The organism is Streptomyces sp. ADI95-16 (genome assembly GCF_003721495.1).
In the GTDB taxonomy this organism is placed as follows: Bacteria; Actinomycetota; Actinomycetes; order Streptomycetales; family Streptomycetaceae; genus Streptomyces; species Streptomyces goshikiensis.
The window spans coordinates 6666010-6679179 of sequence record NZ_CP033581.1 but is presented as its reverse complement, the minus strand read 5'-3'; the positions used below and the strand labels follow the sequence as shown (position 1 = coordinate 6679179).

General features: G+C 72.8%; 13 protein-coding genes. 9 read left to right on the top strand and 4 right to left on the bottom strand.

The genetic code is table 11. The annotated features are described in order from the left end of the window. Positions 1-138: 138 nt before the first annotated feature. The 5 genes from EES41_RS29845 to mug all read left to right on the top strand — a co-directional run bounded on the left by EES41_RS29845 (position 139) and on the right by mug (position 5455). Positions 139-1479 (top strand): hemolysin family protein, encoded by a 1341-nt coding sequence (locus EES41_RS29845; RefSeq protein ID WP_123081096.1) that lies wholly within the window; start codon positions 139-141, stop codon positions 1477-1479. Beyond that, on the top strand, positions 1476-2501 hold the full coding sequence (locus EES41_RS29840) for a hemolysin family protein (RefSeq protein ID WP_123081095.1): 1026 nt from the start codon (positions 1476-1478) through the stop codon (positions 2499-2501). Before EES41_RS29845 ends, EES41_RS29840 begins: the two co-directional genes overlap by 4 nt. A gap of 112 nt (positions 2502-2613) precedes the next feature. Then, the gene (locus EES41_RS29835; RefSeq protein WP_123081094.1) at positions 2614-3405 is read left to right on the top strand and encodes an SGNH/GDSL hydrolase family protein; all 792 of its coding nucleotides are present in this window, start codon (positions 2614-2616) and stop codon (positions 3403-3405) included. A 71-nt stretch (positions 3406-3476) separates the two neighbouring features. Then, positions 3477-4910, top strand: coding sequence for an adenylosuccinate lyase (purB, locus tag EES41_RS29830; protein ID WP_123081093.1), 1434 nt, complete (start codon positions 3477-3479; stop codon positions 4908-4910). Then, complete coding sequence (gene mug, locus EES41_RS29825; RefSeq protein WP_123082776.1) at positions 4907-5455, top strand: G/U mismatch-specific DNA glycosylase; 549 nt, start codon at positions 4907-4909, stop codon at positions 5453-5455. Before purB ends, mug begins: the two co-directional genes overlap by 4 nt. 25 nt (positions 5456-5480) lie before the next feature. Here the strand turns inward: mug and EES41_RS29820 are convergent, their stop codons facing one another. The 3 genes from EES41_RS29820 to EES41_RS29810 are packed head-to-tail and all read right to left on the bottom strand — an operon-like array spanning position 5481 to position 7654. Then, entirely contained in the window at positions 5481-5915 is a 435-nt protein-coding gene (locus EES41_RS29820) for a hypothetical protein (RefSeq protein WP_123081092.1), read from the bottom strand. A gap of 40 nt (positions 5916-5955) precedes the next feature. Continuing rightward, positions 5956-6705, bottom strand: coding sequence for an ABC transporter permease subunit (locus tag EES41_RS29815; protein ID WP_123081091.1), 750 nt, complete (start codon positions 6703-6705; stop codon positions 5956-5958). Positions 6706-6742: 37 nt separating this feature from the next. Further along, positions 6743-7654, bottom strand: coding sequence for an ABC transporter ATP-binding protein (locus tag EES41_RS29810; protein ID WP_123081090.1), 912 nt, complete (start codon positions 7652-7654; stop codon positions 6743-6745). A 107-nt stretch (positions 7655-7761) separates the two neighbouring features. Between EES41_RS29810 and EES41_RS29805 the strand changes: the two genes are divergently transcribed. From EES41_RS29805 to EES41_RS29795, 3 genes are all read left to right on the top strand, one after another. Continuing rightward, positions 7762-8937 carry a sensor histidine kinase gene (locus tag EES41_RS29805; RefSeq protein ID WP_123081089.1) on the top strand — a complete coding sequence of 392 codons (1176 nt, stop codon included), beginning with the start codon at positions 7762-7764 and terminating at the stop codon, positions 8935-8937. A 4-nt stretch (positions 8938-8941) separates the two neighbouring features. Further along, positions 8942-9592 carry a response regulator transcription factor gene (locus EES41_RS29800; protein WP_008741147.1) on the top strand — a complete coding sequence of 217 codons (651 nt, stop codon included), beginning with the start codon at positions 8942-8944 and terminating at the stop codon, positions 9590-9592. A 98-nt stretch (positions 9593-9690) separates the two neighbouring features. Further along, positions 9691-10845 (top strand): ROK family transcriptional regulator, encoded by a 1155-nt coding sequence (locus EES41_RS29795; protein WP_008741146.1) that lies wholly within the window; start codon positions 9691-9693, stop codon positions 10843-10845. A 291-nt stretch (positions 10846-11136) separates the two neighbouring features. Here the strand turns inward: EES41_RS29795 and EES41_RS29790 are convergent, their stop codons facing one another. Beyond that, positions 11137-11931, bottom strand: a complete 795-nt coding sequence (locus EES41_RS29790; RefSeq protein ID WP_123081088.1) for a GntR family transcriptional regulator — start codon at positions 11929-11931, stop codon at positions 11137-11139. A gap of 286 nt (positions 11932-12217) precedes the next feature. Between EES41_RS29790 and EES41_RS29785 the strand changes: the two genes are divergently transcribed. Next, complete coding sequence (locus EES41_RS29785) at positions 12218-13069, top strand: alpha/beta fold hydrolase (protein ID WP_123081087.1); 852 nt, start codon at positions 12218-12220, stop codon at positions 13067-13069. Positions 13070-13170 lie beyond the last annotated feature (101 nt).

Here is a 13170-nt window from a genome sequence, read left to right as displayed (position 1 = left end):
CAGCTGTTCGAACCGTCCTCCGATCGAAAGGTGTGAGCGTCCGCCCATGGGCGAGCCTCCCAGTACCCGACACCGCCGCAGCCGACATCGCGCGCTCCCCCTCCGCCTGACCGATCATGGGACGGAGGTGACCGACCGATGACCGAAGTGCTCCTGCTCATCGTGGCGCTGCTGCTCTGCCTCGCCTGTGGAGTCTTCGTCGCGGCGGAGTTCTCGCTGACGACCGTCGAGCGCAGCGAGCTCGAACAGGCCGTCGAGCGCGGTGAGCGCGGCGCGGAGAGCGCCCTCGTCGCCGTCCGCAGCCTGACGTTCCAGCTCTCCGGCGCACAGCTCGGCATCACCGTGACCGGCCTGGTCATCGGCATGATCTCCAAGCCCTCGATCGCCGCCCTGCTGAAGGGCCCGTTCCAGGCGATGGGGCTGTCGCCCGGCGCCGCCTCCTCCACCGCCCTGGTCCTCGGCACCGCGCTGACGACCGTCGTCCTGATGGTCGTCGGCGAGCTGGTGCCGAAGAACTGGGCGATCTCCTCCCCGCTGGCCGTCGCCAAGCGCGTGGCCACCATGCAGCGGCTCTTCAGCCGCGCGTTCGGGCCGCTCATCGGGCACCTGAACACCACCGCGAACCACATGGTGCGCCGGCTCGGCCTGGAGCCGGCCGAGGAGCTGGCTTCGGCGCGCAGCCCGCAGGAGCTGGTCGCGCTGGCGCGGCACTCCGCCAAGGCGGGCGCGCTGGAGAAGGACACCGCCGAGCTGTTCGTGCGGACCCTGAACCTGGCCGACCTGACCGCGGAGAACGTGATGACCCCGCGCGTCCAGGTCACCGCCCTCGACCTTCAGGCCACCGCCGAGGACGTGGCGAACGCGACGCTGGCCACCGGCCTGTCGCGCTTCCCGGTCTACCGGGGCGGCCTCGACTCCGTCGTGGGCACCGTCCACATCAAGGACGTCCTGGCCCTGCCCGCCGAGGAGCGGCACCGCACCGCCGTCTCGCAGCTGCTGCGCGAGCCCCTCCTCGTACCGGAGTCGCTGACCGTGGACCGGCTGCTGGACCGGCTGTCGGGCCGGCAGACGATGGCCGTGGTGATCGACGAGTACGGCGGCACCGCCGGCGTGGTCACGCTGGAGGACATCGTCGAGGAGGTCGTGGGCGAGGTCCGCGACGAGCACGACCCGCACGAGACCCCGGACCTGGCCCCGGCCGGTACGGACGCCTCGGGGCGCGCGCTCTACTCCGCCGACGGCGCCGCGCGCACCGACCAGCTGCGGCGGATCGGACTGCGGGTGCCCGAGGGCCCGTACGAGACGCTGGCCGGTCTGATAGCGACCGAGCTCGGCCGGATCCCGGCCGTCGGCGACAGCCTGGAGCTGGACGGCTGGCACCTGGACGTGGTGGACGCGAGCGGGCGCCGGGCCGCGCGGGTGCTGCTGCACGTGCCGGTCGAGTCCGCTGACGACGAAGACGCGGAGGGGACCCGATGACCGCGATCCAACTGCTCATCGGCCTGGCGACCCTGGCCGTCAACGCCTTCTTCGTCGGGGCGGAGTTCGCGCTGATCTCGGTGCGGCGCAGCCAGATCGAGCCGTACGCCGAACAGGGCGACCGGCGGGCCCGCGCCGTGCTGTGGGGCCTGGAGCACGTGTCGGCGCTGATGGCGGCGGCGCAGCTGGGCATCACGCTGTGCACCCTCGTGCTGGGTGTGGTGGCCGAGCCGGCCATCGCGCACCTGCTGAGCCCGCTGCTCGACGCGGTCGGGGTGCCGTCCGGCGTGACGCACGCGATCTCCTTCGTGGTGGCGCTGGCGCTGGCCACGTACCTGCACATGCTCTTCGGCGAGATGGTGCCGAAGAACGTGGCGCTGGCGGAGCCGGTGCGCACCGCGCTGGCGCTGGGGCCGCCGCTGGTGACCCTGGCGCGGGCGCTGCGGCCGGTGATCTTCGCGATCAACGCGTTCGCCAACACCTTGCTGCGGCTGTTGCGGGTGGAGGTGAAGGACGAGGTCGGAGCGACCTTCTCGGACGACGAGCTGGCCCGGATCGTGAAGGACTCCTCCGCGGCGGGGCTGATCGACGACCGGGCGAGCGAGCGCCTGTACGACGCGCTGGAGCTGGGGCGGCGGCCGGTCACCGACGTGGTGCTGCCCTCGGGCCGGGTGGTCTCGGCCCGGGCCGGCATCACGCCGGCGGGGCTGGAGCGGCTGTCCGCCGAGTCGGGGTACTCCCGCTTCCCGGTGCTCGACGCGGAGCAGCGGATCCTCGGCTACCTGCACGTCAAGGACGCCCTGGACGCGGACGCGACGGAGCGGGAGGAGCCGTTCCCGGTGCCCGCGCTGCGGCCGATCGCGCAGGTACGGGCGGAGACCCCGCTGGACGACGTGCTGACCGCGATGCGGCGCAGCCGTACGCATCTGGCGGCGGTGCTCGGTGCGGACGGCGCCATGACGGGGCTGGTGACGATGGAGGACGTACTGCGCGAGCTGTTCGACCGGCCCGCCTCCGCGTGAGCCGGGGCCGGGCCTCGCCGGGCCGGGCCTGATCGCATCGGCGCAGCTCGGCACATCAGGTACCGCCGCCCCGGGCGGGGCGGCGGTACCGCGCGGTAACATCTCTTCCGCCATGGAGATGAATGCGTCTTACACCAGTTTCGTCGCGGTCGGCGACTCCTTCACCGAGGGCATGTCGGACGGCCTGCCCGACGGCTCCTACCGGGGCTGGGCCGATCTGCTCGCCGCCCGGCTGGCCGCCCGCGAGCCCGGCTTCCGGTACGCGAACCTCGCGGTCCGCGGGAAGCTGATCGGCCAGATAGCCGGGGAACAGGCGCCGGTGGCGGCGACCATGGGCGCCGACCTCGTGACCCTGGTCGGCGGGCTCAACGACGCCCTGCGCCCCAAGGTCGACATGGGCAGGGTGCGCGCGCACCTGGAGGAGTCCGTGGCCCTCCTCGCGCCCTCCTGCCGACAGCTGGTCCTGATGCGCTCCCCCGGCCGCAACGGTCCGGTGATGGACCGGTTCCGGCCGCGCATGGAGGAGCTCTTCGGCATCATCGAGGAACTCGCCGACCGGCACGGCGCGCTCGTCGTGGACCTGTACGGGGCTCCCGCGCTCGCGGACCCCCGCATGTGGGACGTGGACCGGCTGCACCTGACCGCCGAGGGCCACCGCCGGGTGGCCGAGGCCGTCTGGCAGACCCTCGGACTGCCGCCCGAAGAGGACTGGCGCACCGCGCTGGCGCCCACCGCGGCGCCGGGCTGGGCGGTCCGCCGCTCCCAGGACCTGAGCTTCGCCCGCCGGCACCTGCTCCCCTGGATAGGCCGCCGGCTCACCGGCCGCTCCAGCGGTGACGGCCGCCCGCCCAAGCGGCCGGAACTGCTGCCGCACGACGCTTCCGCCGCCGACCGGCTCTCGTAGCAATCCACAATCCGAGACGGGCTCCCTACCTGCGTAAAGACACAGCGGCGGCCCAAGTAGAATCACTCCACGTGACAGCCAAGCCCCGCATCCCCAATGTCCTGGCCGGCCGCTACGCCTCCGCGGAGCTCGCCGTCCTGTGGTCCCCCGAGTACAAGGTGACGCTGGAGCGGCGGCTGTGGCTCGCCGTCCTGCGCGCCCAGAAGGACCTCGGTATCGAGGTACCGGACGCCGCCCTCGCCGACTACGAGCGCGTCCTGGAAACGGTCGACCTCGCCTCCATCGCCGAGCGCGAGAAGGTCACCCGCCACGACGTGAAGGCCCGGATCGAGGAGTTCAACGCCCTCGCCGGCCACGAGCACGTCCACAAGGGCATGACCTCGCGCGACCTCACCGAGAACGTCGAGCAGCTCCAGATCCGGCTCTCCCTGGAACTGGCCCGTGACCGTACGGTCGCCGTCCTCGCCCGCCTCGGCAAGCTGGCCGGCGAGCACGCCGAGCTGGTCATGGCCGGCCGCTCCCACAACGTGGCCGCGCAGGCCACCACCCTGGGCAAGCGCTTCGCCACCGCCGCCGACGAGCTGCTGGTCGCCTACGCCCGCCTGGAGGACCTGCTCGGCCGCTACCCGCTGCGCGGGATCAAGGGCCCGGTCGGCACCGCCCAGGACATGCTGGACCTGCTGGGCGGCGACGCCGCCAAGCTGGCCGACCTGGAGCAGCGGATCGCCGCCCACCTCGGTTTCGCGGAGGCCTTCACCTCCGTCGGCCAGGTCTACCCCCGCTCGCTCGACTACGACGTGGTCACCGCCCTGGTGCAGCTGGCCGCCGCGCCGTCCTCGATCGCCAAGACCATCCGCCTGATGGCCGGCCACGAGCTGGTCACCGAGGGCTTCAAGCCCGGCCAGGTCGGCTCCTCGGCGATGCCGCACAAGATGAACACCCGCTCCTGCGAGCGCGTGAACGGCCTGATGGTCATCCTGCGCGGCTACGCCTCGATGACCGGCGAGCTGGCCGGCGACCAGTGGAACGAGGGCGACGTCTCCTGCTCCGTGGTCCGCCGCGTGGCCCTGCCGGACGCCTTCTTCGCCTTCGACGGCCTGCTGGAGACCTTCCTGACGGTCCTCGACGAGTTCGGCGCCTTCCCGGCCGTCGTGGCCCGCGAGCTGGACCGCTACCTGCCGTTCCTCGCCACCACCAAGGTGCTGATGGGCGCGGTGCGCGCGGGTGTCGGCCGCGAGGCCGCCCACGAGGTCATCAAGGAGCACGCGGTGGCCTCCGCGCTCGCCATGCGCGAGCAGGGCGCCGAGCGCAACGAGCTGCTGGACAAGCTGGCCGCCGACGAGCGGATGCCGCTGGACCGGGCTCAGCTCGACGCGCTGATGGCCGACAAGCTGTCCTTCACGGGCGCGGCCGGCGACCAGGTCGCGGCGGTGATCTCCCGTATCGAGGCGATCGCCAAGCAGCACCCGGAGGCCGCCGGGTACGCGCCGGGGTCGATCCTCTGACCCCCGACGAGCTCGACGCCGCCCGCGACCGCGTCCTCCCGGACGTGGTCGCGGGCGGTCTGCGCGTGCTCTTCTGCGGCATCAATCCGGGTCTCATCTCCGCCGCGACGGGCCACCACTTCGCCCGCCCCGGCAACCGTTTCTGGCCGGTGCTGCACCTGTCCGGCTTCACCCCGCGCCGGCTGGCCCCCGCCGAGCAGGAAGAGCTGCTGACCTACCGGCTCGGCATCACCAACGTGGTGGCCCGCGCCACCGCCCGGGCCGACGAACTGAGCGCCGAGGAGTTCCGCGAGGGCGGCCGCATCCTCACGGCGAAGGTGGAGCTCCTGCGCCCCCAGTGGCTGGCGGTCGTCGGCGTCACCGCCTACCGCACCGCCTTCGGCGAGAGGAAGGCGCAGATCGGCCCCCAGGAGCGGATGATCGGCTCCACCCGTGTCTGGGCCCTCCCCAACCCCAGCGGCCTCAACGCCCACTGGACCGCGGAGTCGATGGCCCAGGAGTACGCCCGCCTCCGCACGGCCGCCGAAGCGACCGCGCAGGACTGAGCGGCGAGCAACGGACCGACGACGTTCAGGGCGGGTCGATCACCGTCACCGCCGCCATCAGCCGGGGCGAGTGGTCGGCTCCCCACCGGGCCTCGTAGAGCACGACCCAGCGGTCGCCGGCCCGCCACAGGTGCAGTTCCTCGGAGGTGTCGCCCATCTCCCGCCAGGGCTGTGGCGCCTCCTCGCCCTCCGCCCGCAGTCTCAGGCTCCTGAGGCTGAACCGGTCGGCCCTCCCCCAGCGCTCCTCCATCCGCAGGCTCAGCGCATCGAACTCGGCCGAGACCTGCTCCTCCCCCGCCATCCGGTCGGCCGCGTCCTCGTCCCCGTGCCAGCGGCTCGCGCCCAGCTCGGCCAGGTGGTAGCCGGGGCCGCTGGTGCCCACCTCGGACCGGCCCTGGACCTCGGGGAAATCGCGCGTCAGGAGCCGGTCGATCGTGTCGAGATGCTCTGCCGTGGTCATGCCGTCAGTATCTGTGGGACCACTGACAACTGGCCCGGCGTCACACGTCCCGCCGGCGCACCGCCAGCCAGCCACCGATGACCGCGGCCCCCGCCCACAGGGTCAGCACACCGAGGCCCTGCCAGTGGCCCACGACGCTGCCGGCCTCCGCCCTCATCATCATCTGGCCGGCCCGGTCCGGCAGGAACTCGGCCATGCCCTCGGCACCCGCGCCGATGACGAAGGACAGCATCAGCACGAACGGTATGAGGAGGCTCAGCACGGCCGTTGCGCTCCGCAGCACGGCCGTCAGGCCCGCCGCGAACAGGGCCATCAGCGTCAGGTACATCCCACAGCCGAACACCGCCCGGAGGGTTCCCGGGTCCCCCAGCCCGATGCTGTGGGCGCCCATGAACGACTGGCCGGCCAGGAACGTCGCCAACCCGGTGATCTGGCCCGCCACGAAGGCGAGTCCGGCCACGACGGCGATCTTCGACAGGTAGAAGCGCGCCCGGTTCGGGACCGCGACCAGTGAGGTGCGCAGGCCTCCGTCGTGGAACTCCGAGGACAGGGCGGTCGCGCCGAAGGCCATGGCGGCTATCTGCCCGAAGGTGATCCCGTAGAAAGCCGCGAGGAGCGGATCCTCCCCCATGGCGCCTTCCTCGGCCTGGCCTATGGCCGCGGCCGTGAGCGCCTGGATCCCGGTGGTGAGGAACAAGATGGCGATCAGGGACCCGAACGTGCCGCGCAGGGACCGTATCTTGATCCATTCCGAGAGCAGGACGGGCCGGGTGGGCAGGGCGGTGCTCATGGCGAAGCCTCCTGGGTGAAGAGGGGACGGGGGAAGGTCAGCGGGTGGCGGCGAACTGGGCGTGATCGGCGGTGAGGTCGAGGTAGGCCTGCTCCAGTGAGGCCCGCTCGTCGGAGAGTTCCAGCATCGGAATGCCCTCGCGGGCGGCCAGCGGGCCGAGCCGCTCGGCCTGTATGCCCTCGACGGTCCAGCGCCCGTCATCGGCGCCGACCATCTCAAAGCCGTCCCGGGCCAGGGCGGCCCGGAGCCGGACCGGGTCGGAGGTCCGCAGCCGTACCCTCGGGGTACTGCGGGCGTCGATGAACTCCTCCATCGAGGTGTCGGCCAGCAGCTTCCCCCGGCCGAGCACCACCAGATGGTCGGCGAACGCGGCGGTCTCCGACATCAGATGACTGGACACCAGGATCGTGCGCCCCTCGGCGGCCAGCGTGCGCATCAGCTCGCGGACCCAGATGATGCCCTCGGGGTCGAGCCCGTTCGTCGGCTCGTCCAGCAGCAGCACTCCCGGATCGCCCAGGAGGGCGGCCGCTATGCCCAAGCGCTGGCGCATCCCGAGTGAGAAGGTCTTGATCCGCCGCTTGGCAGCCGAGGCGATCCCGGACTGCTCCAGCACCTCCTCCACCCGGCGCGCGGGGATCCGGTTGGCGGCGGCGAGGAAGCCCAGATGGGCCCGGGCGGTCCGACCCCCGTGGGCCGCCTGGGCGTCCAGGAGCGCGCCGACCCTGTGCAGCGGGTCCGGGAAGTCGGTGAACCGCTGCCCGCCGATGGTGGCCGTACCGGACGTGACCCGGTCCAGGCCCAGCAGCAGGCGCATCGTGGTGGACTTGCCGGCGCCGTTGGGGCCCAGGAAGCCGGTGACCCGCCCGGGCAGAACCTCGAAGGTGAGGTGGTCCACGGCCCGGGTACGGCCGTATTCCTTGGTCAGTTCTCGGATCTCGATGCTGTTCATGGCTCAAGACTCGCCGTCGCCCCACCCCCGTTCCTCCCCCATGCGAGGGTGCCGTATCCCCCACGTGGGGGAGACGGCCGTGACCTGCGTGCTGTCACGATGTGTGCATGTACCGACTGCTCCGCGCTCCGTTCCAACCGGTGACCTATTCACGCTGGTTGCACCTCTGCGTGCCGATCCTGATGCTGGCCGTCTGGATGTTCATAGAGCCCGAGGCGCCGTGGGTACCCCTGCTCATCGTCATCCCGCTGGGGCTGGTGCCGTGGGTGCGGCTGGCCGAGGGACTGCAGGCGCGGTTCCTGCTCACCCCGCACGACTGGGACGGCGCCGAGAACACCATCAGCACCGCCGCGTCCGCGCGCTGGAGCGACCGGTGGCGGACCTTGCTCTGGCTGGAGATACGGCTCGTCGTCTCCCTAGGCGCCATGTTCCCCACGGTGTGGCTCCCGTTCATGACCGTGGAGCTGGTGGCGATCGCGCTCGGGAGCCCCTTCGAGGCGGACCACATGCTTCCGTTCACCCCGCCGCGCTGGGCCGCCGCGCTGCTCGTCCCGGTCCCCCTGATCCTGCTCATCATCTCGGTGACCCTGCTGGGCCAACTGATCACCGCGGTCGCCCAGCGGCTGCTGGGGCCCTCCGCGGCCGAGCGGCTGAGCGCGCTGGAGGCCCGCACCGAGCAGCTGCTGGAGCGGACCAGGATCGCGCGCGAGCTGCACGACTCCATCGGGCACGCGCTGACGGTCGCGGTGTTGCAGGCGGGCGCCGCCCGCGCCGCCGGCGACCCGGAGTTCACCGACCGGGCGCTGAGCGCGATCGAGGAGACCGGCCGGGCCGCGCTGGAGGATCTGGAGCGGGTGCTGCTGGTACTGCGGGAGTCCTCGCGGCCGCCTTCGCAGCGGCCGACGCTGGTGGAGGCGGACCGGCTGTTCGAGTCGGCCCGGGCCTCCGGGGCGACGGTGGACGCGCAACTGACCGGCCCGCTGGAGAAGTTGCCGGGCCCCGTCACCCGGGAGGGGTACCGGATCCTTCAGGAAGCGCTCACCAATGTGCTGCGGCACTGCGGCTCCGTGTCCGTCCGGGTGAGGATCGAGATGACCAAGCGCCGTCTGGAGATGGAGGTGTCGAATCCGCTGCCGCAGGGGCCCACGCTGATGTCGGGCAGCGGCAGCGGGCTGCGCGGGATGCGGGAGCGGGCCTCGCTGCTGGGCGGGGAGGCCGAGACCGGTCCGTTCGAGGGCAGTTGGAGGGTGCGCGTCCGGCTTCCGCTGGACCGAATACGCTGACCGGATGCCGGTTACCGTACTGCTTGTCGATGACGAACCCCTCGTGCGCGCGGGTCTGCGCGCCGTCCTGGACGCCCAGCCCGACATCGAGGTGGTGGGTGAGGCCGCGGACGGGGCCTCCGTGGTCCCGCTGGTCCGGCAGCTGAGGCCGGACGTGGTGGCGATGGACGTGCGGATGCCGCTGCTCGACGGGATCCAGGCGACCCGGGCGGTACTGCGGACCGTGGACTCCCCGCCGAAGATCCTCGTCGTGACGACCTTCGAGAACGACGAGTACGTCTACGAGGCACTGCGGGCGGGGGCGGACGGCTTCCTGCTGAAGCGCTCGCGGCCCTCGGAGATCGTGCACGCGGTACGGCTGGTGGCGGAGGGCGAGACGCTGCTGTTCCCCGCCGCGGTGCGGGCCCTGGCCGCGGAGTACGGGAACCGCGGCGCGCGGGCGGTGCTGGAGCGGGCCGCGCTGACCGAGCGGGAGGAGGCAGTGCTGCGGCTGATGGCGCGGGGTTTGACCAACGTGGAGATCGCCTCCGAGCTGATCGTCGGCACGGAGACGGTGAAGTCCCATGTCAGCGCGATCCTGGCGAAACTGGGGGCACGGGACCGGACGCAGGCGGTCATCATGGCGTACGAGTCGGGGTTCGTCTCTCCCGCCTGACAGGGGCCGGTGGGGCGGATGCGGGGGCCGCTTCTCGCCGCGGCACCTCGAGCGCAGTACGATCCGGCTGACAAGCTCGCTAGCTGGGAGGACACACGTTGGGGCAGCTGACCGGCGGGGATCCCTCTCTGCTCCGGCGGATCAATTCCGCCGTCGTGCTGCGGGCGCTGCGCGCGGCCGGATCGCCGACCCTCACCGACCTGACCCGGCTGACCGGGCTCTCCCGGCCGACCGTCGAGGGCGTGGTGGAGGGGCTGATCGGGACCGGGCTCGTCGCCCCGGCCGACGCGGAGGAAGGCGCGCGCCGGCAGGGACGACCGGCCAGGAGGTTCCGCTTCCGGACGGAGGCGGGCCATCTGCTCGGCATCGAGATCGGTTCGCACCGGATCGCGGTGCTGCTGTCCGGGCTGGACGGGCGGGTGATCGGCGCCGGTACCAAGGACGTCGCCGAGGACGCGTCGGCCGATGAGCGGCTGGAGCGGGTGCGGGCGGCGGTGGCCGATCTGCTGCGCCGGGCCGGGATCCCCCGGGACTCCCTGCGCGCGGTGGGGGTCGGCAGCCCCGGGATCGTGGAGGCGGACGGCACCGTCCGCCTGTGCACCGCGCTGCCCGGCTGGACGGGCCTGCCGCTCGGGGAGCGGCTGCGGCGTTCGTTCCGCTGCCCGGTGCAGGTGGAGAACGACGCGAACGCCGCGGCCGTCGCCGAGCACTGGAAGGGCGCGGCGCGCGACACCGGCGACATGGTCTTCGTGATGGCGGGCCTCAGCCCGGGGGCCGGCTCGCTGATCGGCGGCCGGCTGCACCGGGGCTTCGGCGGGGCGGCCGGCGAGATCGGCGCGCTGCACCTGCTGGGCCGCGAAGTCACGCCCGAGCGGCTGCTGTCCACGACCGGCGAACCGCTGCACCCGCTGGACGAGCCGGCCGTCGCCGAGGTCTTCGCCATGGCCAGGCGCGGTGACGAGCGCGCGGTGGCCGCCGTTGAGCGGTTCATCCAGCGCCTGGTGCACGACGTCGCGGCGCTGGTCCTGGCCATGGACCCTGAGCTGGTGGTGGTCGGAGGCTGGGCGGCCGGGCTGGACGGAGTGCTGGACCCGCTGCGCCGGGAGCTGGAGCGGTACTGCCTGCGCCCGCCGCGGGTGGCACAGTCCCTGCTCGGCGAGGCCGCGGTGGCGACGGGGGCGTTGCGGCTGGCGCTGGACCACGTGGAGGAAGAGCTGTTCGCGGTGGAGAAGACGGTCACCGCCCGACGGTGACCTTCCGGCCGACCGGCCAGCCCATGGCTTCGGGGGGACGATCCGGGCTTCCAGCTCCCCGTAGGCGTCATCGGCCACCGCTGACGGCCCGTACGAGTCCGCCGCCGCTCCGCTCCCGGGAACCCGGCTCACTGGCCCCGGTTGTCGATGTCCCCGTTGTCGACGCCGGGGTTGTCGACGTCCCGGTCGGCGGCGTGCTCGCGTCCTCGCTCGGCGCAGAACGGCGCCGCACCGGGCCCGCGGTCTGCGGGCGGCCGGTGCGGCGCGGTGTCAGCGACGGCGGCGACGGCGTCAGGAGGCGACGCGGGTCTCCGTGATCTCGACGCCCTCGTCACCGAAGGTGAGCCGGCAGGTGTCGGCGCGGTACGTGGCGACCGAGACGGCGGCCGTGCCCCCGGCGGTGAAGTAGCGGGTGGTGACGAGCAGCACCGGTGCGCCGGGCAGCCGGTCGAGCTCCTTGGCATCGTCCGCGCGGGCCGAGCCGAGCTCCACCGAGCGGTCCTGCCCGTCGAGGGCGAGTCGCTGGAGCTCCCGCAGGACGGCGCGGGCGCGCGCCGGGCCGGCCGGGGCGTCGATGGCGGAGAGGCCGGGCACGGAGGCGGCCGGCACGTACAGCAGCTCGGCGGCGACGACCTGGCCCTCGGTGACCCGGGTCCGGCGCACGGTGTGCACGGGCTGGTCGGCGGCGAAGACGGCGGAGGCGGAGCCAGAGGCGGCGGACCCGCTGCCGCCCGCGAGGAGCTTCAGGACGGCGGCGGTGGGCAGGGCCTCGGCGGTGTCCACGGCCTCCCAGCCGTCAGCGCTCTCGCCGGGCCAGCTGTGCCGGGCGCTGCCGACGGCGACGCCCACGCGCGGCGGGGCCACCGTGGTCCCGACGCCGCGCCGACGCTGCAGGCGCCCTTCGAGCTCCAGCTGCTCCAGGGCCTGGCGCAGGGTCGCCCGGGCCACTCCGAAGCGCGCGGCGAGCTCGCGCTCGTTCGGCAGGATCTCACCCACGGCGAAATCATGGTCCAGCGCCTCGCTGAGCACGGTCTTGAGGTGCCAGTACTTCGGCTCCGGTACCGATTCGAGCTGCGTGGTCCCCACCCTGACTCCTCCTGCCATCGCTGCAATCGCCGTGTTCCAGCGGCAGTTCCGCGCCCTTGTTTATTAAAGGTTCCTGCACTATCCCTGCGACGATAGGACGGCACAATCCCTTGGTCAAGACCAATCCTCATCCCTTTGCCGGGCAGATCGGGCATACGTATCAAGCCGTTCACAGGATGTTCTCGCTGTCCTTGAAGGCTTGTAGTCAAGGCCTACCGGGCGGTAATCATGGCGTAGACCGTTGCTGACGGTCCGTCTCATACGCGTCCACCCGACGAGGAGCAGCATGACCGCCACGGTCTCCTTCACGATCGAATCGCCGCTGGGTCCCCGCACCGCCACCGTCGCCTACGAACGCAAGGGCGCCGGCGAACCGCTTCTCCTGCTGCACGGCATCGGCCACCACCTCCAGGCCTGGCACCCCGTGACCGACATCCTGGCCGGGCAGTACGACGTCATCGCCGTCGACCTGCCCGGTTTCGGTGCCTCCGCGCCGCTGCCGGAGGGGGTCCCGTACGACCTGGAGACCGTCGCCCCGGCCCTCGGGGCGCTCTGCGCGGCGCTGGGCGTCGACCGCCCGCACGTCGCGGGGAACTCCCTCGGCGGGCTGCTCGCGCTCGAAATGGGCCGGACCGGACTGGCCCGCTCGGTGACGGCCCTGTCCCCCGCCGGGTTCTGGACGCAAGGGGAGCGCCGGTACGCCTTCGCCGCCCTCCGGGCGATGCGGGCCGGCGCGCGGGCGCTGCCCCGGCCCGCCCTGGAGCGGCTCTCGCGCAGCGCCGCCGGGCGGGCCGCCCTGACCAGCAGCATCTACGCCGCCCCGGGCCGCCGTGCGCCCGAGGCCGTGGTCGCCGAGACCGTGGCCCTGCGCGACGCGACCGGTTTCGAGCAGACCCTGGCGGCGGGCGGGTCCGTGCGGTTCACCGAGGACGTGCCCGGGCTGCCGGTCACGATCGCCTGGGGAGTCCACGACCGGCTGCTGTGGCGCCGCCAGGGGGTGCGCGCCAAGCACACCGTCCCGGGCGCCCGGCTGGTCCGGCTGCCGGGCTGTGGCCACGTCCCCATGCACGACGACCCGGCGCTGGTCTCGCGGGTGGTCCTGGACACGGTGCGCAGCGCAACTCCCCCGGTGATCTGAGCAGCTGACGGCTGTTCATCCGGGGTTCGCGTGGGCGACGCGGCCGGGCCGGTGTGCGGCGGCACACTGGTCCGACCCGTTCCCGCCGGCCCCTGGAGGCG

Bases quoted from the DNA above. Each gene is read 5' to 3' on its own strand.
- EES41_RS29845 (WP_123081096.1), top strand. From the start codon at position 139: ATGACCGAAGTGCTCCTGCTCATCGTGGCGCTGCTGCTCTGCCTCGCC.
- EES41_RS29840 (WP_123081095.1), top strand. From the start codon at position 1,476: ATGACCGCGATCCAACTGCTCATCGGCCTGGCGACCCTGGCCGTCAAC.
- EES41_RS29835 (WP_123081094.1), top strand. From the start codon at position 2,614: ATGGAGATGAATGCGTCTTACACCAGTTTCGTCGCGGTCGGCGACTCC.
- EES41_RS29820 (WP_123081092.1), bottom strand. From the start codon at position 5,915: ATGACCACGGCAGAGCATCTCGACACGATCGACCGGCTCCTGACGCGC.
- EES41_RS29815 (WP_123081091.1), bottom strand. From the start codon at position 6,705: ATGAGCACCGCCCTGCCCACCCGGCCCGTCCTGCTCTCGGAATGGATC.
- EES41_RS29810 (WP_123081090.1), bottom strand. From the start codon at position 7,654: ATGAACAGCATCGAGATCCGAGAACTGACCAAGGAATACGGCCGTACC.
- EES41_RS29805 (WP_123081089.1), top strand. From the start codon at position 7,762: ATGTACCGACTGCTCCGCGCTCCGTTCCAACCGGTGACCTATTCACGC.
- EES41_RS29800 (WP_008741147.1), top strand. From the start codon at position 8,942: ATGCCGGTTACCGTACTGCTTGTCGATGACGAACCCCTCGTGCGCGCG.
- EES41_RS29785 (WP_123081087.1), top strand. From the start codon at position 12,218: ATGACCGCCACGGTCTCCTTCACGATCGAATCGCCGCTGGGTCCCCGC.